The 19,248-nt window shown below is 69.5% G+C and carries 16 protein-coding genes; 2 read left to right on the forward strand and 14 right to left on the reverse strand.

Going from position 1 to position 19,248, the window contains the following annotated elements:
- Positions 1 to 39 precede the first annotated feature (39 nt).
- The 13 genes from pgi to M4J07_RS09555 form a co-directional block, all read right to left on the reverse strand.
- Positions 40 to 1,695 (reverse strand): glucose-6-phosphate isomerase, encoded by a 1,656-nt coding sequence (gene pgi / locus M4J07_RS09495; protein ID WP_255969608.1) that lies wholly within the window; start codon positions 1,693 to 1,695, stop codon positions 40 to 42.
- A gap of 157 nt (positions 1,696 to 1,852) precedes the next feature.
- Positions 1,853 to 2,188 carry an RNA polymerase-binding protein RbpA gene (locus M4J07_RS09500; RefSeq protein WP_003976875.1) on the reverse strand — a complete coding sequence of 112 codons (336 nt, stop codon included), beginning with the start codon at positions 2,186 to 2,188 and terminating at the stop codon, positions 1,853 to 1,855.
- Between the two features lie 231 nt (positions 2,189 to 2,419).
- A complete protein-coding gene (secG, locus tag M4J07_RS09505; RefSeq protein ID WP_018533286.1) occupies positions 2,420 to 2,650 on the reverse strand; it encodes a preprotein translocase subunit SecG in 231 nt (76 codons plus the stop codon).
- 115 nt (positions 2,651 to 2,765) lie between these two features.
- Complete coding sequence (gene tpiA, locus M4J07_RS09510; RefSeq protein WP_255969653.1) at positions 2,766 to 3,521, reverse strand: triose-phosphate isomerase; 756 nt, start codon at positions 3,519 to 3,521, stop codon at positions 2,766 to 2,768.
- A 39-nt stretch (positions 3,522 to 3,560) separates the two neighbouring features.
- Entirely contained in the window at positions 3,561 to 4,772 is a 1,212-nt protein-coding gene (locus M4J07_RS09515) for a phosphoglycerate kinase (RefSeq protein ID WP_255969615.1), read from the reverse strand.
- 117 nt (positions 4,773 to 4,889) lie between these two features.
- On the reverse strand, positions 4,890 to 5,900 hold the full coding sequence (gap, locus tag M4J07_RS09520) for a type I glyceraldehyde-3-phosphate dehydrogenase (RefSeq protein ID WP_255969618.1): 1,011 nt from the start codon (positions 5,898 to 5,900) through the stop codon (positions 4,890 to 4,892).
- Positions 5,901 to 6,090: 190 nt separating this feature from the next.
- Positions 6,091 to 9,024 carry a M14 family metallopeptidase gene (locus M4J07_RS09525; RefSeq protein WP_255969621.1) on the reverse strand — a complete coding sequence of 978 codons (2,934 nt, stop codon included), beginning with the start codon at positions 9,022 to 9,024 and terminating at the stop codon, positions 6,091 to 6,093.
- Positions 9,025 to 9,206: 182 nt separating this feature from the next.
- Positions 9,207 to 10,208 (reverse strand): DNA-binding protein WhiA, encoded by a 1,002-nt coding sequence (gene whiA, locus M4J07_RS09530; RefSeq protein ID WP_255969624.1) that lies wholly within the window; start codon positions 10,206 to 10,208, stop codon positions 9,207 to 9,209.
- A complete protein-coding gene (locus M4J07_RS09535; protein ID WP_255969627.1) occupies positions 10,199 to 11,236 on the reverse strand; it encodes a gluconeogenesis factor YvcK family protein in 1,038 nt (345 codons plus the stop codon). The genes whiA and M4J07_RS09535 overlap by 10 nt, the downstream gene beginning before the upstream one ends.
- Positions 11,233 to 12,234, reverse strand: coding sequence for an RNase adapter RapZ (gene rapZ / locus M4J07_RS09540; protein ID WP_255969630.1), 1,002 nt, complete (start codon positions 12,232 to 12,234; stop codon positions 11,233 to 11,235). The genes M4J07_RS09535 and rapZ overlap by 4 nt, the downstream gene beginning before the upstream one ends.
- Positions 12,231 to 14,306 (reverse strand): excinuclease ABC subunit UvrC, encoded by a 2,076-nt coding sequence (uvrC, locus tag M4J07_RS09545; RefSeq protein ID WP_255969633.1) that lies wholly within the window; start codon positions 14,304 to 14,306, stop codon positions 12,231 to 12,233. Before uvrC ends, rapZ begins: the two co-directional genes overlap by 4 nt.
- Before the next feature lie 80 nt (positions 14,307 to 14,386).
- Positions 14,387 to 15,175, reverse strand: a complete 789-nt coding sequence (locus M4J07_RS09550; protein ID WP_255969636.1) for a hypothetical protein — start codon at positions 15,173 to 15,175, stop codon at positions 14,387 to 14,389.
- Positions 15,172 to 15,750, reverse strand: a complete 579-nt coding sequence (locus tag M4J07_RS09555) for a papain-like cysteine protease family protein (protein WP_255969639.1) — start codon at positions 15,748 to 15,750, stop codon at positions 15,172 to 15,174. The genes M4J07_RS09550 and M4J07_RS09555 overlap by 4 nt, the downstream gene beginning before the upstream one ends.
- Positions 15,751 to 16,042: 292 nt before the next feature.
- Between M4J07_RS09555 and M4J07_RS09560 the strand changes: the two genes are divergently transcribed.
- Positions 16,043 to 16,993: a hypothetical protein gene (locus M4J07_RS09560; RefSeq protein WP_255969656.1), complete on the forward strand. Its 951-nt coding sequence runs from the start codon at positions 16,043 to 16,045 to the stop codon at positions 16,991 to 16,993.
- A 124-nt stretch (positions 16,994 to 17,117) separates the two neighbouring features.
- On the opposite strand, the gene M4J07_RS09565 is transcribed toward M4J07_RS09560, so the two are convergent.
- Positions 17,118 to 17,549 (reverse strand): Rieske (2Fe-2S) protein, encoded by a 432-nt coding sequence (locus M4J07_RS09565; protein WP_255969642.1) that lies wholly within the window; start codon positions 17,547 to 17,549, stop codon positions 17,118 to 17,120.
- 327 nt (positions 17,550 to 17,876) lie between these two features.
- Between M4J07_RS09565 and M4J07_RS09570 the strand changes: the two genes are divergently transcribed.
- A complete protein-coding gene (locus M4J07_RS09570; protein ID WP_255969645.1) occupies positions 17,877 to 18,917 on the forward strand; it encodes a LacI family DNA-binding transcriptional regulator in 1,041 nt (346 codons plus the stop codon).
- The last annotated feature ends 331 nt before the right edge of the window (positions 18,918 to 19,248 follow it).

A 19,248-nucleotide genomic window follows, 5' to 3' on the forward strand; every position in this document is an offset into this window, starting at 1 on the left:
TGGGCAGTCTCACCCGCCGGAAGACCCTCGCGCATCCGATTAACGGCCGCGCAGCTCGCGGTACTTGGCGACGAGGGACTTGGTCGACTCGTCCAGGCCCGGGACGTCGGTGCCTTCGGTGAGGGCGGGTTCGACGCGCTTGGCGAGGACCTTGCCGAGCTCGACGCCCCACTGGTCGAAGGAGTCGATGTTCCAGACGGCGCCCTGGACGAACACCTTGTGTTCGTAGAGGGCGACGAGCTGGCCGAGGACCGACGGGGTCAGTTCCTTCGCCAGGAGGGTCGTGGTCGGGTGGTTGCCCTTGAACGTCTTGTGCGGCACCAGGTCCTCGGCGACGCCCTCCGCGCGCACCTCGTCGGGCGTCTTGCCGAACGCGAGCGCCTGGGTCTGCGCGAAGAAGTTGGCCATCAGGAGGTCGTGCTGGGCGACGAGCCCGGGCTGCAGATCGGCGACCGGCTCGGCGAAGCCGATGAAGTCCGCCGGGATCAACTTCGTGCCCTGGTGGATGAGTTGGTAGTAGGCGTGCTGGCCGTTCGTGCCCGGGGTACCCCACACCACGGGGCCGGTCTGCCAGCCGACCTCCTCGCCGTCGCGCTGCACGTACTTGCCGTTCGACTCCATGTCGAGCTGCTGCAAGTAGGCGGTGAACTTCGACAAGTAGTGGCTGTACGGCAGCACGGCGTGCGACTGGGCGTCGTGGAAGTTGCCGTACCAGATGCCCAACAGGCCCATCAGGAGTGGCACGTTGGACTCGGCGGGCGCGGTGCGGAAGTGCTCGTCGACGCGGTGGAAGCCGTCGAGCATCTCGCGGAATGCGTCGGGGCCGATGGCGATCATCAGGGAGAGGCCGATCGCGGAGTCATACGAATAACGTCCGCCGACCCAGTCCCAGAACTCGAACATGTTGGCCGTGTCGATGCCGAAGTCCGACACCTTCTCGGAGTTCGTCGACAGGGCCACGAAGTGCTTGGCGACGGCTTCCTGACCGGCCCTCAGTTCGGTGAGGAGCCAGTTGCGCGCGGAGGTCGCGTTCGTGATGGTCTCGATGGTGGTGAAGGTCTTGGAGGCGATGACGAACAGCGTCTCGGCGGGGTCCAGGTCCCGTACGGCCTCGTGGAGGTCGGCCCCGTCGACGTTCGACACGAAGCGGACCGTGAGGTCGCGGTCGGTGAAGGAGCGCAGCACCTCGTAGGCCATCGCCGGACCGAGGTCGGAGCCGCCGATGCCGATGTTGACGACGTTCTTGATGCGCTTGCCGGTGTGGCCGGTCCACTCGCCCGAGCGGACCTTGTCGGCGAAGGCCGCCATCTTGTCGAGCACGGCGTGCACGCCCGGCACCACGTTCTCGCCGTCGACCTCGATCACGGCGTCGCGCGGGGCGCGCAGCGCCGTGTGCAGCACGGCCCGGTCCTCGGTGGTGTTGATCTTGTCGCCGCGGAACATGGCGTCCCGCAGACCGAAGACGTCGGTCGCGGCGGCCAGCTCGCGCAGCAGCCGGAGCGTCTCGTCCGTGACCAGGTGCTTGGAGTAGTCGACGTACAGATCGCCGACCTGCAGCGCATAGCCGGAGCCGCGTGCCGGATCGGCCGCGAACAGCTCCCGGAGGCCCACGTCACCCAGCTGTTCCCGGTGCTTGACGAGCGCCTGCCACTCGGGCCTCTGGGTCAGTGCTACCTGCTTGTCGGACGCGTTCATCTCGACCTTCAGCCTTCTCTCGCACGCGCGTACGGGCCTTGCCCCACTTCCGCCACCCAACCTAGTTGATCAGGGTGAATCGGGCCTTTCGACGCAGCGAATCCCGGGCACGCGAACGGGCCGGGCACTGTCCCAAGTGCCCGGCCCGGCCGGTATGTCAGATCTCGCCCCGCAGTTTCGCGAGCGCCTCGGCGAGGATGGCCTCGCCGTCCGCGTCGCTGCGCCGCTCCCGGACGTACGCGAGGTGCGTCTTGTACGGCTCGGTACGCGGCGGGTCCGGCGGATTGTCCCGGTCCTGTCCGGCCGGGAATCCGCAGCGCGGACAGTCCCAGGTCTCCGGCACCTGCGCGTCGGAGGCGAAGCTCGGCTGCGTCTCGTGCCCGTTCGAGCACCAGAAGGAGATGCGCAGGCGCGGCGCGGACTCGCCACGCTCGGCCTCGCCCATCGGCCCCGCCCCGACCCGACTTCCTCGGATCGCGTTGCCACTTGCCACGGTCGTAACTCCCTGCGTGATGGTGCCGCGAAGCGTGTCGGCGTCTCGCTTCGCCGCGGAGCGCCTCAGTCTACGTAAGGCCCAACGCGCGTCCAGTGATTGGAGTTACATCCCCTCCCCTAGACGCAAGCCCCATGATAGGCCGCGCTGTTGAACGCGTACCGTACATGGGGCTTTACGTGAGCTATGTGCAGTTGTAACGGGTCGTACCGAAGGCGCGGCGCCCGAAGGTCAGTTGTTGATCTTCATCAGGATGCCGAGCACGACGATGCACGCGAACCAGAGCAGACCGATCACGATCGTGATCCGGTCGAGGTTCCGCTCGGCGACCGAGGAGCCGCCGACGGAGGACTGCATGCCGCCACCGAACATGTCGGAGAGGCCGCCACCCTTTCCCTTGTGCATGAGCACCAGGAGCATCAGCAGCAGGCTGAAGACGATCAGGGCGATCGAGAACCCCATAACCACGGCTGGACCAACTTCCTCGGACTTGTTCGGACGGGGCCGAAGCTCTGGATGGAGCCTCGGCCCCGCAAGGGTACGACGTATCGCCGCTAGCGCATACTCACTGGCCGCGTCACTGCTCGTGGAAGCGGACGATCTTGACGAACTCGTCGGTGTCCAGCGAGGCACCGCCGATGAGGGCACCGTCGATGTCCGGCTTGGCCATGATCTCCGCGACGTTGCCCGACTTCACCGAGCCGCCGTACTGAATGCGGATCTTGTCGGCGATGTCCTGCGAGTACAGCTCGGCGAGCTTGCCGCGGATCGCCGCGCAGACCTCCTGCGCGTCGTCCGAGCCGCACACCTTGCCGGTGCCGATGGCCCACACCGGCTCGTAGGCGATGACGATGGTCTCGGCCTGCTCGGCGGGCAGGTCCTTGAGGCCGCCCTCGACCTGCTCGAGCGTGTGGGAGACGTGGTTGCCCGCCTCGCGGACGTCCAGCTCCTCGCCGACGCAGAGGATCGGGGTCAGGCCGTGCTTGTAGGCGGCCTTCACCTTGGCGTTGACGATCTCGTCGGTCTCGTTGTGGTACTGCCGGCGCTCGGAGTGGCCGATCGCGACGTACGTGCACTTGAGCTTCGAGAGCATCGGGCCCGAGATCTCACCGGTGTACGCGCCGGAGTCGTGCGCCGAGATGTCCTGGGCGCCGTACTTGATCTTGAGCTTGTCGCCGTCGACCAGCGTCTGCACCGACCGCAGGTCGGTGAACGGCGGCAGGACGGCGACCTCGACGGCCTCGTAGTCCTTGTCCGCGAGGGCGAAGGCGAGCTTCTGGACGTGCGCGATGGCCTCGAGGTGGTTGAGGTTCATCTTCCAGTTGCCCGCCATCAGCGGCGTGCGGCCCTGTACAGGAGCGGTCATGCGGGGTCAGTCCTCCAGTGCGGCGAGACCGGGCAGCGTCTTGCCCTCGAGGTACTCGAGGGAGGCGCCGCCGCCGGTCGAGATGTGGCCGAATGCCTTCTCGTCGAAGCCCAGCGTACGGACCGCCGCGGCGGAGTCTCCGCCACCCACCACGGTGAACGCCGAAGAGTCGATGAGGGCCTGGGCGACCGCCTTGGTGCCCTCGGCGTAGTCGGGGTGCTCGAAGACGCCCATGGGGCCGTTCCAGAAGACGGTGGCGGCGTCGGCGAGCTTCGAGGCGTACAGCTTGCGGGTCTCCGGACCGATGTCCAGACCCTCCTGGTCGGCCGGGATGGCGTCCGCGGCGACGGTGGAGGGGTTGGCCGGGGCCTTCGTCTTCAGGTCGGGGAACTCCGTGGAGACCAGGACGTCGACCGGCAGCACGATCTCCACGCCGTTCTTCTCGGCGCGCTCCATGTACTCCGTGACGGCCGGCAGCTGGTTCTCCTGGAGCAGCGAGATGCCGACCTCGTAGCCCTTGGCCTTGAGGAACGTGTACGCCATGCCGCCACCGATGAGGAGGCGGTCGGCCTTGCCGAGCAGCTGGTCGATGACGGCCAGCTTGTCGGAGACCTTGGCGCCGCCGAGCGCGACCACGTAGGGGCGCTTGACGTCCTCCGTGAGCTTCTTCAGGACGCCGACCTCGGTGGCGATGAGGAAGCCGGCGTAGTGCGGCAGCCGGGCCGGAAGGTCGTACACGGAAGCGTGCTTGCGGTGCACCGCGCCGAACCCGTCGCCTACGTAGACGTCGGCCAGGGCGGCGAGCTGGTCGGCGAACTCGCCGCGCTCGGTGTCGTCCTTGCTCGTCTCCCCCGCGTTGAAGCGCAGGTTCTCGATGACGGCGACCTGGCCGGGCTCCAGACCGTTCACGGCGTCGTGGGCGGCGGGGCCGACCGTGTCCTGGGCGAACGCGACCGGCTTGCCGAGGAGCTCGGCGAGGCGCTCGGCGGCGGGCAGGAGGGAGAACGCCGGGTCCGGGGCGCCCTTGGGGCGGCCCAGGTGGGAGGCGACGACCACCTTGGCGCCCGCGTCCGCGAGGGCCTTGACGGTGGGCAGGACGGCGCGGATGCGGCCGTCGTCGGTGATCAGGCCATCGGCCAGCGGCACGTTGAGGTCGGCGCGGACGAACACCCGCTTGCCGTCGACCCCTTCGGCGAGAAGTTCCTCGATGGTCTTCATGAACTGGACTCCTTGGGAGGGCTTTGAGGCTGACGCGCGAAGGGCCCGGACGGCGCGCGGCGTCGCGCGGGTCCGGACCCTTCGCTCACATCTAAGTGCCTTGCTGCTCTAAGAACCTTAGAGCTGACCACCGACGAAGACCGTCAGGTCCACGAGGCGGTTGGAGTAGCCCCACTCGTTGTCGTACCAGCCGAGGATCTTCACCGTCTTGCCTTCCTGAACCATCGTCAGGGAGGAGTCGAAGGTGCAGGAGGCCGGGTCGCTCACGATGTCCGAGGAAACGATCGGGTCCTCGGTGTAGAAGAGGATGCCCTTCAGGTCACCGTCGTCGGCGGCCTTCTTGAACGCGGCGTTGACCTCGTCCTTGGTGACCTCGCGCTGCAGGTCGACGACCAGGTCGGTGGCCGAACCGGTCGGGACCGGGACGCGCATCGCGATGCCGTCGAGCTTGCCCTTGAGCTGCGGCAGGACCAAGGCGGTGGCCTTGGCGGCACCCGTCGTGGTCGGGATGATGTTCTCCGCGGCGGCGCGGGCGCGACGCAGGTCCTTGTGCGGGAAGTCCAGGATGCGCTGGTCGTTCGTGTACGCGTGGACCGTCGTCATGAGGCCCTTGACGATGCCGAAGTTCTCGTCCAGAACCTTGGCCATCGGCGCCACACAGTTGGTGGTGCAGGACGCGTTCGAGATGACGTGGTGGTTCGCCGGCTCGTACTTGTCCTGGTTGACGCCCATCACGATGGTGATGTCCTCGTCGGAGGCCGGAGCCGAGATGAGGACCTTCTTGGCGCCACCCGCGATGTGCTTCTCGGCGTCGGCCTTCTTGGTGAAGATGCCGGTCGACTCGATGACGATGTCGACGCCCAGCTCGCCCCACGGAATGTCGGCGGGGTTGCGCTCGGACAGCACCTTGATGGTGTGGCCGTCGACGGTGATGGTGTCCTCGGTGTGCGACACCTCGGCCTTGAGGCGGCCCAGGATGGTGTCGTACTTCAGGAGGTGTGCGGTGGTCGCGGTGTCACCAAGGTCGTTGACAGCCACGATCTCGATGTCTGCACCCTGCTCCAGCAGCGCGCGGAAGTAGTTACGACCGATGCGGCCAAAGCCGTTGATGCCTACGCGGATCGTCACGAACCGATCTCCTCGTTGGTACGCCGGGTTTCGACGCCGGCGAGATTTATTGGGATGTCCCCGACCGCCTCCGACCCTACCTCCCATAAGGGCTTGGGGTGACATCGAGCGGCTCTATGCAGGGCACAGCGGCCCGTACTCGCCAGTAACGTACGGGCCGCCGCATATTTCTCCGGTATTTCAGCCCTGATTAGTCGCTAATTGAGCGCAGGGCCTTTCGGATGAGCGCATTTCGGTCCGCGGTTCCGGTGACGTGTTCCAGACCGAATCCGAGGAGAACGGTGTCCGGAGTGCTGACCGCGCCGTAGGTCGTGAACAGGTCCTGGGCGCGGGCCCAGTCCTTGACGGCGGGCGGGCTTCCCGCGGGCGGTCCGGGGACCGTCCAGACGCCCAGGGACGTCTCGAAGCCCTCGGTCTCGGTCGCCTGTCCCCCGATGACCACGGAGGCGTTGTCGGCGCGCACGCCCTCGCCGCCGGTTCCGGGGTCGGAGACGTAGGCGAGGGACACCTCGACGGACTTGCCCGCGTAGGCGCTCAGGTCGTACGTCACCGTCTTCCAGTCGTCCGAGGAGCCGGTGAGGCTGTTCCAGGCCCCGGAGGTCCCGGTGTTCCCGCAGGCGGCGCCGTCCGGCGTCAGATAGCGGGTGAGCGCCGGGTGGTCCTGGACGAAGAAGCCGGCCTCGCATTCGGTGGGCACCTTGTTCGACGTCAGGCCGTCCCGGTCCGGCAGGGTCGTCCAGTCCTCCGCGCCGGCCGTGTGGGCCTCGAGGATGACGTGGTCGTAGCCCTGCTCGGTGTCCCACAGGAGCTGCATCCGCAAGGACGGCTGCTGCGCCGCGGTGACGCCGGTGAGGTCGATGGTGCGGGTCAGACGCTTGTAGGCGTCGTCCGTGTGGACGGCGGCGGCCATGCCCGCGCCTTCGTACTGGCCCGCTCCCGCGCTCTTGAACTGCGGCAGGGTGGCCGAGGTGGCCTCGTACAGACCGGCGCCGTTCAGCGGGTTGCCGGGGGCGTCGCCGAGCGCGGCCGCGATGCCGTCGAGGGCGCCGGAGCCGTCGAAGCGGGTCGCCACCGGGGCGGCCGTGCGGGAGTAGGCGCCCAGGTAGTACTGACTGAAGTCGTTCGTCGTGGTGTCGCCGATGGCGACGGAGCCACCCGCCTTCTCACCGGCCTCGACGAGCTTGCCGCCCTCGTTCAGGTAGTCGCGCAGGGCCAGCTGTGTGGCCAGGCCGGGGCGGTCGGCGCCCGTGTAGTGGACGACCGCCTTGAAGTGGTCGAGGACGCCCAGGGCGTCGGGTGCGCCCTGCTGGGCGACGTTCCACACGGAGGCGCTGCGCCCGGCTGCCTTGAGCGCGTCCACGTAGGCGGCCGTTTGCGTCCCTGCGGCGTCGTTTTCCGCGACGACGAGAGTGTCGCCCTTCGGGCGTGCCGCGACGGTGTAGGTGAAGTGCTCACTACTGGTGCGCTTTCCGGATTTCGTGCGTCCGGTGAACCACACCTCTACCTTGTCGCCCACATCGGCGTCCTCGACCTTCGCCCTATAGGCGTCGAAGTGAAGATTGTCGTCGCCGCCGTAGGTCTCGCCGCCCTTCCAGGCCCGCAATTCCTCGTCGTGCGAACGGCCGCCATTGATGCGGTAGTTCAGCTCCTTGTCGCGTACCGACTTACGTACGACGACGGAGACTTCCTGGTCACCACCGCGCGCGTACGAAGTGCTGAACTTCGCCGGGGTGAAGTCGGGAGCCTGCAGGCCGACCGAGGACGAGGGCTGGTCGGGGTGGGACGCGGTCTCCGCGACGGAGAGGGCGAAGGGGACATTCTTCGCGAACTCGGCCTGGATGAGCTTCTCGTCGTCCGGGAACGTGAAGATCGACGCGCAGTCCTGGGGCCGCCACGCATCGTTCGGGTCGACGTTCGAGGCGGTCTGGCAGGTGCTCATCTCGGGGGTGAACATCGAGACGCCGTTCACGTTACCGGCGTGCCCGTCCGCCTCGCCGTTCGTCGTGTACAGCTCCGACGAGACCTGCGGGTGGTAGCCGGGGATCGCGGAGTTCTCCGGGGTGCCGGCGAGTGCCTTGTAGAGGACGTCGTCCGGGGTCGGGGTGGCGACCTGCCAGCCCACTCCGTAGAGGAGGAGTTCGGCCGCGGAGTGGTAGTTGATGGCGTAGTCGAAGCCGACGCGCTTCTCGAAGGCGTCGACGGCCCTGGTCTCCGGCTCGGAGTTCGGGCTCGCGCCGCGGTAGGTCTGGTTGGCGGGGCTCGGGGACGAGCCCTCGTCGTCGTAGCCCCACTTGTAGGCGAAGTTGCGGTTGAGGTCGACGCCGTCGGCGTTGGTGTACTTGCCGTCGCCGTTGTTGTCGCGCATGTTCTTGCGCCACTGGCGGTTGGCCTCGTCCTTGAACGTCCAGTCGTAGCCGTCGGGGTTGGCGGAGAGGACGAACCACAGCTCCGTGGAGTCGACGAGCTTCTTGATGCGCGCGTCCTTGGAGTAGTTGTCCACGTAGTGGTGCATCAGGCGGCGGGTCATCTCCGGGGTGATCCACTCGCGCGCGTGCTGGTTCGCCATGTAGAGCACGGAGGGCTTCGCGCCGTCCTTGACCTTCTTGGCGCCCTTGCTCACCTTGATCGCGAGGATGTCCTGGCCCTGGAGCGTCTTTCCGATGGAGACGACCTTGGTGAGGTCGGGGTGGTCCTGTCCGGTGCGGAGCACCTCCTCCTGGAGGTTGCCCTTTCCGCTGTAGGGGCGGAAGACGCCGTCCCCCGCGGCTGCCACGCGGGCCTCGGCCTTGGCGGTCAACTGGTGCTCGGTGAGCTTCACGCCCTCCTTGCGCAGTGCGGCGGCCTGGCGGTCGGTGAGGTAGACCTCGACCTCCGCGGTGCCCTTCTCGGGTGCCTGCTCGCTGAGTTCATGGGCGTCCTGGCCCGCCTGGAGGAGCAGGGGTACCTGCTCCTTCGTCACGTCGGCGCGGAACACCTTGACGGCGTCCGCGCCGGGGTCGTCACTCGCCGAGCTCCTCGTGGTGGACCCTCCGCCGTCCGCCTGGGCGACGGGCGCGATGACCGCCCCTCCCAGCCCCAGGACAAGTGCTCCGACAGCGAGGATCGATCTCGCTCTTCGTCTCATGAGCCCCCCTTGCGGTTGTCTGTCGCGGTTGTGGCGTGATGCCGCAGTAGCGAACTGGCGCCAGACTCGTGACAGTTCATGGTCAAGTCAAGGGGGCCTCAAGTCTCCTTCGCGGATACGGAAAAGCCGGTGGCGGCGCCCCCTGAGGGCGCCGCCACCGGCGTGTCGGCCTACCAGCGGTCTCAGCCCGCCAGGTTGTCCGCCATCTCCTCGGCCAGGTCCTCCGTGAGGTTCGACTCCGTGCCCGGGATGCCGAGGTCCTGCGCCCGCTTGTCCGCCATGGCGAGCAGTCGGCGGATGCGGCCCGCGACGGCGTCCTTGGTCAGCGGCGGGTCGGCGAGTGCGCCCAGCTCCTCCAGGGATGCCTGCTTGTGCTCCATGCGCAGCCGGCCGGCCGCGGCGAGGTGCTCGGGCACCTCGTCGGCGAGGATCTCCAGGGCGCGCTGCACGCGGGCGCCCGCGGCGACGGCCGCTCGGGCCGAGCGGCGCAGGTTCGCGTCGTCGAAGTTGGCGAGGCGGTTGGCGGTGGCGCGGACCTCGCGGCGCATCCGCCGCTCCTCCCAGGCCAGCACCGACTCGTGTGCGCCCATCCGGGTGAGCAGGGCGCCGATCGCATCGCCGTCCCGGACGACCACGCGGTCCACACCGCGCACCTCACGGGCCTTCGCGGCGATCGAGAGCCGTCGTGCGGCGCCGACCAGGGCGAGCGCGGCCTCCGGGCCCGGGCAGGTCACCTCCAGGGAGCTGGAGCGGCCCGGCTCGGTGAGCGAGCCGTGGGCCAGGAACGCGCCGCGCCAGGCCGCCTCGGCGTCGCAGGTGGCCCCCGAGACCACCTGCGGCGGAAGACCCCGGATCGGGCGGCCCCGGCCGTCCACCAGGCCCGTCTGCCGGGCCAGCTGGTCGCCGCCCGCGACGACCCGTACGACAAAACGCGAACCGCGGCGCAGTCCGCCGGGCGCCATCACGATCAGCTCCGAGCTGTGCCCGAAGATCTCGAGGATGTCCCGCTTGAGCCGCCGGGCGGCCATCGCGGTGTCCAGCTCCGCCTCGATCACGATGCGGCCGCTCACCAGGTGAAGGCCGCCCGCAAACCGCAGAATGGCCGAGACCTCGGCCTTTCTGCAGCAGGTCCGGGTGACGGGGAGCCGGGAGATTTCGTCCTTCACCGCTGCCGTCATCGCCATGGGCCGATCCTTCCATGCATCCGAAAAATACGGTCGTACGCGGCGGCCAACAGCTCCGGATCGTGCCTCGGAGTCCCGTCGGGCCTGGCCACCGGCGCCAGCTCGACCGCGGCACCGAAACGCTCCTTGGCAGCGTCGGTGAGCTCTTCGCGGTCGGGCACGGCGGCCTCGTCGGCCAGCACCACGTCCAGGGCGAGTTTAGGGGCGTGTCGTCCCAAAACCTCCAAATGACGCTGCGGTGAGAACCCTTCGGTTTCTCCGGGTTGCGGAGCGAGGTTGAGCGAGAGGACCCGGCGGGCCTTCGTCTCGACGAGCGCGTCGAGCAGCTCGGGGACCAGCAGGTGCGGGATCACGGACGAGAACCAGGAGCCCGGGCCGAGCACCACCCAGTCCGCGTCGAGCACCGCCGCGACCGCTTCGGGGACGGCCGGCGGGTCGTGCGGCACCAGGTGCACGGACTGCACCTCGCCCGGGGTGAGCGCGACGGTCGCCTGACCGCGCACGGTGTCCACGTCGTCCGGCCGCGCCGGATCGTGCCCCTTCACCAGGGCCTGGAGCTCCAGCGGCACGGCCGACATGGGCAGCACGCGCCCGTGCGCGCCGAGCAGCTTGCCGACCAGGTCCAGGGCCTGCACGTGGTCGCCGAGCTGCTCCCACAGGGCGACGATCAGCAGATTGCCGACCGCGTGCCCGTTCATCTCGCCCGGCGACTGGAACCGGTGCTGGATGACGCGGGCCCAGGTCTGGCCCCAGTCGTCGTCGCCGCACAGCGCCGCGAGGGCCTTGCGCAGGTCGCCGGGCGGCAGCACGCCCAGCTCGTCCCGGAGCCGCCCGCTGGAGCCGCCGTCGTCGGCGACCGTGACGACGGCCGTGAGGTCGCCCGTGATGCGGCGCAGCGCGGCCAGGGACGCCGACAGGCCCATGCCGCCGCCGAGGGCGACGACCTTCGGCGTGGTGCCCTTGCGGAGCCTGGGCGGTGAGCTCCTGCGGCCGATCCTGCTGGTGAGCCGCAGCGTACGTCCCGTCATTCGCGACCCATGTCCCGGTGCACGACCACGGTCTCCACACCCTGGGAGGCCAGCCGGGCGGCGAGCTTCTCCGACGTGGCCACCGAGCGGTGCTTGCCGCCGGTGCAGCCGACGGCGATGGTCACGTACCGCTTGCCCTCGCGGCGGTAGCCGGCCGCGATGAGCTGGAGCAGCTCGGTGTAGCGGTCGAGGAACTCCTTGGCGCCGGGCTGCGAGAAGACGTAGTTCGACACCTCCTCGTTGAGACCGGTGAAGGGGCGCAGCTCGGGGACCCAGTGCGGGTTCGGCAGGAAGCGCATGTCGACGACGAGGTCGGCGTCGACCGGCAGTCCGTACTTGAAGCCGAACGACATGACGGTGGCCCGCAGCTCGGGCTCCTCCTCGCCCGCGAACTGGGCGTCCATCTTGGCGCGCAGCTCGTGCACGTTCAGGCTGGAGGTGTCGATGACCAGGTCCGCGTCGCCACGCAGCTCGCGAAGGAGCTCACGCTCCGCGGCGATGCCGTCGACGATGCGGCCGTCGCCCTGGAGGGGGTGCGGGCGGCGCACCGACTCGAAGCGGCGCACCAGGGCCTCGTCGGAGGACTCCAGGAAGACGATGCGCCGGGTGACGTGCTTGGACTCCAGGTCCGCGAGGGACTCCCGGAGGTTGTCGAAGAAGCGGCGGCCTCGTACGTCGACGACGACCGCGATCCGCGCCACGTTGCCCTGTGAGCGGGCGCCGAGCTCCACCATGGTGGGGATCAGGGCGGGCGGCAGGTTGTCGACGACGAACCAGCCGAGGTCCTCCAGACACTTCGCTGCCGTGGACCGGCCCGCGCCCGACATCCCGGAGATGATCACCAGCTCGGGGATGGCGGCGTCCGGGACGACCGTGGTCTCGACGTTCGCCCCTGGGGCTGCGCCCGTGCTCACCTGTTCTCCGTGCTCTGGTTGCGGCTGTTCCTGCGGTGCGGGGTCTTGTGCTGTGCCGCTGGTGGGTTCGTCGTGCTCGCTCATGGCTCCTGCCCCCGTCGTTCTTCCGAGGCGCCCGCAGTGACGGACTCCTCGCCGGACGGCGCGTCCGTCGCACCGGCCGCAGTGTCCTCTTCGTCTTCCATGATCTCTCCGGTGGCCGTGTTCACGGCGGGCGCCACCGGTGCCGCCTGCGCGAAGGCCGCCACGATCGTCTCGGCCGTCTTGCGTCCTATGCCGGGAACCTCGCAGATCTGGTCGATTGTGGCGGACCGTAGCCGCTTCACCGAACCGAAGTGCTTGATCAGGGCCTGCTTGCGCGCGTCGCCCAGCCCCTGTACGTCGTCCAGGGGGCCCGCCCTGAAGCGCTTGGCCCGCTTGGCGCGCTGGTAGGTGATGGCGAAGCGGTGAGCCTCGTCACGGACGCGCTGGAGGAGGTAGAGCCCCTCACTGGTGCGCGGCAGGATCACCGGATCGTCCTCGTCCGGCACCCAGACCTCTTCGAGGCGCTTGGCCAGTCCGCAGACCGCGATGTCCTCGATGCCCAGCTCGTCGAGGGCCCGCTTGGCCGCCGCGACCTGCGGCTGCCCACCGTCCACCACGACGAGCTGCGGCGGGTACGCGAACCTCTTGGGGCGCCCGTCGTCCTCGGTGAGGCGGGACTCCACGGGGTTCTCGTCGTCGTCCAGCTCCGCGTCGGACCACTCGCCGTACTTCTCCTGCGCCGCCAGGTACCGCTTGAAGCGACGGGTGATCACCTCGTGCATGGACCGGACGTCGTCCTGGCCCTCGAAGCCCTTGATCTGGAAGCGGCGGTACTCGCTCTTGCGGGCGAGGCCGTCCTCGAAGACCACCATGGAGGCCACGACGTCGTCGCCCTGGAGGTGCGAGATGTCGTAGCACTCGATGCGCAGCGGTGCGCTGTCCAGGTCGAGAGCCTCGGCGATCTCCTCCAGCGCGCGGGAGCGCGTGGTGAGGTCGGAGGCGCGCTTCGTCTTGTGGAGGGCCAGTGCCTGCTGTGCGTTCCGGTGCACGGTCTCCATGAGGGCCTTCTTGTCGCCCCGCTGCGGGATGCGCAACGACACGTTCGCGCCGCGGCGCTCCGTCAGCCAGGCCTGGATCGGCTCCACCGGGTCGGGCAGCGCGGGAACGAGGACCTCCTTGGGGACGGAGTCGCCCCGCTCCTCGCCGTAGAGCTGCTGGAGGGCGTGCTCGACGAGGTCACCGCTGGTGACGGCCTCGACCTTGTCGGTGACCCAGCCGCGCTGGCCCCTGACACGTCCGCCGCGCACGTGGAAGATCTGGACCGCGGCCTCCAGCTCGTCCTCGGCGAGGGCGATGAGGTCGGCGTCCGTGGCGTCCGCGAGGACGACGGCGCTCTTCTCCATGGCCTTCCTCAAGGCCTCGATGTCGTCCCGCAGGCGGGCGGCGCGCTCGTACTCCATCTCCTCCGCGGCCGCCGTCATGTCCTTCTCCAGGCGGCGGAGGTACGTGCCCGTGCGGCCGGCCATGAAGTCGCAGAACTCCTCGGCCAGTTCGTGGTGCTCCTCGGGGGTGACCCGGCCCACGCAGGGGGCCGAGCACTTGCCGATGTAGCCGAGCAGGCAGGGGCGTCCGGTGCGCGCCGCGTTCTTGAAGACCCCCGCCGAGCAGGTGCGTACGGGGAACACCCGCAGGAGCAGGTCCACGGTGTCGCGGATCGCCCACGCGTGCCCGTAGGGACCGAAGTAGCGGACGCCCTTCTTCTTCTGGCCACGCATCACCTGGACGCGGGGAAACTCCTCGTTCATGGTCACTGCGAGGTACGGGTAGCTCTTGTCGTCGCGGTACTTGACGTTGAACCGGGGGTCGTACTCCTTGATCCAGGAGTACTCCAGCTGCAGCGCCTCGACCTCCGTGGACACCACCGTCCACTCCACGGACGCGGCCGTGGTCACCATCGTGCGGGTGCGGGGGTGCAGGTTCGCCAGGTCCTGGAAGTAGTTCGCCAGGCGCTGGCGCAGGCTCTTCGCCTTCCCGACGTAGATCACCCGGCGGTGCTCGTCGCGGAACCTGTACACCCCTGGGGTGTCGGGAATCTGTCCCGGCTTGGGGCGGTAGCTGGAGGGGTCGGCCATGTCAGACACCCTACTTGCGGGGTGTGACAGTTCGGGGTGCCCGGCGGTGGCGGGCCCGGCACCCCGAACGGCCGGGCCGCTCAGTCCGTGCGGCGCGACCGGGCGCGGCGCACAGCGATCCCGCTCAGGCCTAGGGCGACCAGCGCACCGGCTCCCGCCACAATGGACACGACCATCATCGGCGTCCGCGCCTCGTCCGGAGCCGTTCCGTACCCCCCGGCCTCGCCCTTCTCCGCGTAGGCGGAGCCCGGCAGCTTGTCCCCGTAGGCGCGGGCGACGCGGGCCCGGTACGCCGATAGCGGGACCCCTGCCTTGCCCACGGCCTTGACCGCGTCCGCGTCGAGCGGCACCACGCGCGCGTGCCCGGTCACGTACCAGGCGTTGATCTGCGGCTCCTGGAAGACGGTGCCCCCGGGCATCGTGCGCTGTCCCAGGCGGGCGTACCTGATCTCGTCGTCCCCGGAGGCGATGTTGACCACCTTCCAGGAGCCCTGCCGCTCGACGGTCCACAGGGACGCCTGCTGCCCGTCGGACGCCACCGCCTTGGAGGCGAGGAATTCCAACTCGGCCACGTCCGCCCCCTTCTTGCCTGCCACGAAGTCGCGCGACAGGTAGTAGACGGGTACGGCCTGGGTGCCCTCTACGCGGGGGGCCGCGGCCGATGCGGCGAGCGCGCCGCCCCGGGCGAAGAAGCGGGCGAGGGTGCTCAGCGTCCGCGGCGACTCCGCCGCGTCGTGCGCCGCCACGCGCGCGTGGTCCGGTACGGGGGTGGGCGCCGCGCTCGCGTGCGGGGCCGCGAGGCCGAGCAGGAGGGCCGCGCCGGTTCCGGCGAGCACCGGGACCGTGATCCGTCGTCGCATCGTGTTCACGCCCCGATCCGGTAGAGCGAGTGGGTCCAGGAGAACGAGTTGTTGCCGATGTACCAGTCGTGGGACGCCCAGTTGTACCGGCTGTTGGACGGCCAGGGGTCGCCCCAGTAGACCCAGCTGTTCGCGTCGTCGTAGCCGTACAGGACGTGCATGTGGCCACCGCCGCTGGACCACTGGATGCGGGTCTCGACGGGACGGTTCGCGTCGATCTCGGTCTGCACGGTGGAGTAGCGCAGCCAGCCGGTCACGTACGAGCCGGGCGCGATGCCCGCCCAGTACAGCCCGTCCTGCACATTGCCCAGCGTGGCTTGGTAGTTGGGGCAGTCGGAGCCCTGGGCGCGGCCGAAGGCGGCGTTGCAGAACTGGTTCTGGGAGTAGTTCCGGCCGAACCAGCTAGCGATGGTGTTGCCGCTCGCGGCCCAGCACCAGTTCGTCTTCTGCTGCGCCTGCATGGTGATGTTCAGGCGCTTGGCGGCGAGGGCCGAGGAGTCCGCTGTCGCCGTGGCCGTCGGCAGGGCCAGGGACGCGGCCACGGCGGCCGTGAGGGCGGTCAGACGCAGGCGTCTGCGGCGCATGGCGCCTGTTCGGGATCGGATGGTCGGAGTGCGCATCGCGGTCCTCCCTGATCGGGGTGTGGGGTGGAGGAGCGCGTCCGGACGCTTTGGCGAGCATCGAGTCTTGTCGAGTGCAGGTCAACACGCTTCAATGCCGGGTGACTTGGTGCGGTGAATGACGTAGTACGGATGTGAACAACTCACGTCCACCAACCAGCCGCACCACTCCGACCGGCGCGAACGACCCGGCACGGCACTGTGAATGTTCACAGTGGCGGCCCGTGGACCCGGCGCGCAGAAGCGGGAGACCCGGATGCGGCTCGGCGAACGGCAGATGGAAGCGGAACGGACACCGACCCTGGAGACGGCCCTGCGAACCGGCCCCTTCCATGTCGCGCTGCGGGCCGCGATCGCCGCACGACGACTGCCGCTGCACCGGGTGCAGCACCATCTGTCGCGCCAGGGCATCAAGGTCGGCGTGACGAGCCTGAGTTACTGGCAGCAAGGTGCACGGCGGCCGCAGCGCAACGAGTCGATGCGGGCCGTGCGCGCCCTGGAGGACATCCTCGAACTGCCCGAGGAATCACTGATCCGACTGCTCGGTCACCACGAGACCCCGAGCTCCTCCCAGCGGCCGGCGGCGCGCTCGTACCGCTCCCTCGTCGAGGCGTCCGGCGTACTGGAACGGCTGCTCACGGAGCTGGAGTCACCGCTGGACGGCGGACTGCACACGGTCGGGCACGTCGAACGGGTACGGATCGGGATGCACAGAGAACTGCTCGGCAGAGATTCGCAGCACATAGTGCGAGCCCATCGCGATGGTGTGGACCGCTATCTGGCCATCTACCACGGTGACCCGGGATGCTCACCGAAAGACGTGGCGGTTCAGGCCATGGAGAACTGCCGTACAGGAAGAGTCCGTTGGGATGTCGGCACGGGCGTCCTAGTGGCGGAGCTGCTCTTCGACGCACGGTTGCGGGCAGGCGACACCCATCTGTTCCGCTACGGCTTCGAGGACGGCACGGCCGGGGCCTCGACCGAGTACGTCCGCGGGTTCAGCTTCGCGGGCGGGCAGTACACGCTGCAGGTCCGGTTCGCCGATGACGCGCTGCCCGTACGCTGCCACCGCTTCACCCAGCAGTCGACGGCGGCCCCACGCCGCGGACGCCAGGAGCTGACGCTGAGCGGTCACCACAGGTCGGTGCACGTGGTGGAGCCGCAGGTGCGGGCGGGACTGCTGGGGATCGGGTGGGACTGGGACTAGGCCGGCTCCGCCGTCGGCGGGGCATCAGTCGCCATCGGCGGGGCACCAGTCGCCAGCCGCCAGGCCACCGGTCGCTGGGCAACGGTTACCAGGTCACCGGTCGCCGGTCGCCAGGGCGCCGGGGCTAGGCCTTCGGACCGGCGACGATCTTGCCGCCCTCGACCTTCACGGACAGCTCCTCCAGCGGCACGGTCGCCGGGTCGTGCAGCACCTTGCCGGTCGTGGCGTCGAACTTGCTGCCGTGGCAGTTGCAGGTCAGTTCGGTGCCCTTGAGCATGCCGATCGGGCAGCCCGCGTGCGTGCAGATGGTACTGAAGGCCCGGTAGTCGCCGCCCTTCGTGCGGCTGACCACCACGTGCTCGTCCTTGTAGAGCTTCGCGCCGCCTTCAGGCACCTCGTCGGCCTTGCCCAGATCGACCGGCGCCGTGGGCGCCGCGGCCGCCCCGCCGTCGGAGCCGGTGGAACAGGCGGTCAGGCCGATACCGGCCGTCCCCGCGACGGCGACGCCGCGCAGGGCGGTGCGGCGGGAGATGCGGGAAGGGGTCGTGCCGGACATCTGGACTCCACAGGTGCGCTGAGCGGCGGAAACATGGGACAGCGGAACAGGGCTCGACCGGGCCGAGCCGGTTGAGCCCACTGAACCCGCTGAACCCGTTGAACCGGGTGACAGATCAGACGATACCGGCGGGGAACCGGGCACTTCGTGGGGCCCCTGGGGATCGGGGGCGCGGCAGGGCCAGCCCCCTGGGAGCCGGTAGGGAGCAGCAGGGCCCGGCTCGGAACCAGCAGGGAACGGCAGGGCCAAGACTCCAGGAACCGGTGGGGCGTCGCAGAGGTGGGACCCTGGGGACGCCTACCCGCACCCCGACCCGAGGAGAGCCGCGTGAACCGCCCCACCGCCCGTGACGTGGCCGAACTCGCCGGAGTGTCGCGCGCCGCCGTGTCGTTCGTCTTCAGCGGCCGGGCCCAGGGAAACCTCTCCGCCGCGACGCAGGAGAGGATCCGCTCCGCCGCCGACCAGCTCGGCTACCGACCCGACGAGGTCGCCCGTTCCCTGCGCAAGCAGCGCAGCGCCGTCATCGGGATGCTCAGCGACGAGATCGCCACGAGCCCGTTCGCCGGCCGCATGGTCCTCGGCGCGATGGAGGCGGCACGCGCGCGTGGCCATCAAGTGCTTCTCCTGGAGTCCCGCAAAGATCCTGCCATGGAGGCCGAGGCCGTCGCCGAACTGCGCGCCCGCCGGGTCGACGGCATCGTCTACGCCGCCATGTCGATGCGCCGCACCGCCGTGCCCGGGACGATCGCGCCGGAGCGCTGCGTGCTCGCCAACTGCCTTCCACGGGAACCGGGTTCGTACGCGTCCGTGGTCGCCGCCGAACGGGCGGGTGGCCGTGCCGCGGTGGACGTCCTGATCAGCGCGGGTCACCGGGACATCGCGCTGCTCGGCGGCGAGACGGACGACGTCGCCGCGACGGACCGTGCCCATGGCTTCGACGACGGCCTGCGGGCGGCCGGTCTGACCGCGCGGCCCGAGTGGACGTTGCGGGTGGGCTGGCAGATCGACGAAGGTTTCGCCGCGGCCCTGGAGTTGCTTGACGGGCCGGACCGTCCGACCGGCATCGTGTGCGCCAACGACCGGGTGGCGACCGGGGTGTTGCTGGCCGCGGCCCGCCTCGGCATCGCGGTTCCCGAACAGCTCTCGATCGTCGGCTACGACGACCAGGACCAGATGGCCGACCGCCTCGTCCCGGCCCTCACCACGGTCGCGCTGCCGCACCACGCGATGGGTGCCGCCGCGGTGAATTTGTTGTTGGACGCGGTGGACGCAGGTGCTGACGTGGATCGCACGGCGTGCGAGGAGCTGCCGTGCCCGGTGGTCCTGCGGCAGTCGGTTACCGGGCCGGACGGCGACCGGGGGCGCTGATCCCACCGGTGGTGACGGTGGCCCGCGGTCGGTGACGGTGACCTGCGAGCGGGGCCGTGACCCGTGAGCGGGGGCCGTGACCGTTGGTGGGGACGGCGGCCTCCTCGGGCTTCTTGGGCTTCTCGGGCTTCGCGTGCTTCTCGGCGGTGATCTGCGCCGCCGGCACCCGGTCGAGGGCCGCGCAGCCTGGGCCGGCCTGAGCTGGACCGGCCCCCACCGGACTGAGCTGGACCGGGTTGGGTTGGGCTGGGCTGGGCTGCCGTCCCCTTCCGGACCCTGCCGAGGATGTCGAACTTCCGCCGGGAGATCGGGAACCCAGACGGCTCGAGCG

It is taken from the genome of Streptomyces longispororuber (genome assembly GCF_024448165.1).
Taxonomy (GTDB): domain Bacteria; phylum Actinomycetota; class Actinomycetes; order Streptomycetales; family Streptomycetaceae; genus Streptomyces; species Streptomyces longispororuber_A.

What these genes read in the sequence shown, in the direction of transcription:
- pgi (WP_255969608.1), bottom strand. Translation starts at nt 1,695, where the DNA reads ATGAACGCGTCCGACAAGCAGGTAGCACTGACCCAGAGGCCCGAGTGG.
- secG (WP_018533286.1), bottom strand. Translation starts at nt 2,650, where the DNA reads ATGGGGTTCTCGATCGCCCTGATCGTCTTCAGCCTGCTGCTGATGCTC.
- tpiA (WP_255969653.1), bottom strand. Translation starts at nt 3,521, where the DNA reads ATGGCGGGCAACTGGAAGATGAACCTCAACCACCTCGAGGCCATCGCG.
- M4J07_RS09515 (WP_255969615.1), bottom strand. Translation starts at nt 4,772, where the DNA reads ATGAAGACCATCGAGGAACTTCTCGCCGAAGGGGTCGACGGCAAGCGG.
- M4J07_RS09525 (WP_255969621.1), bottom strand. Translation starts at nt 9,024, where the DNA reads ATGAGACGAAGAGCGAGATCGATCCTCGCTGTCGGAGCACTTGTCCTG.
- whiA (WP_255969624.1), bottom strand. Translation starts at nt 10,208, where the DNA reads ATGGCGATGACGGCAGCGGTGAAGGACGAAATCTCCCGGCTCCCCGTC.
- M4J07_RS09535 (WP_255969627.1), bottom strand. Translation starts at nt 11,236, where the DNA reads ATGACGGGACGTACGCTGCGGCTCACCAGCAGGATCGGCCGCAGGAGC.
- rapZ (WP_255969630.1), bottom strand. Translation starts at nt 12,234, where the DNA reads ATGAGCGAGCACGACGAACCCACCAGCGGCACAGCACAAGACCCCGCA.
- uvrC (WP_255969633.1), bottom strand. Translation starts at nt 14,306, where the DNA reads ATGGCCGACCCCTCCAGCTACCGCCCCAAGCCGGGACAGATTCCCGAC.
- M4J07_RS09555 (WP_255969639.1), bottom strand. Translation starts at nt 15,750, where the DNA reads ATGCGCCGCAGACGCCTGCGTCTGACCGCCCTCACGGCCGCCGTGGCC.
- M4J07_RS09560 (WP_255969656.1), top strand. Translation starts at nt 16,043, where the DNA reads ATGCGGCTCGGCGAACGGCAGATGGAAGCGGAACGGACACCGACCCTG.
- M4J07_RS09565 (WP_255969642.1), bottom strand. Translation starts at nt 17,549, where the DNA reads ATGTCCGGCACGACCCCTTCCCGCATCTCCCGCCGCACCGCCCTGCGC.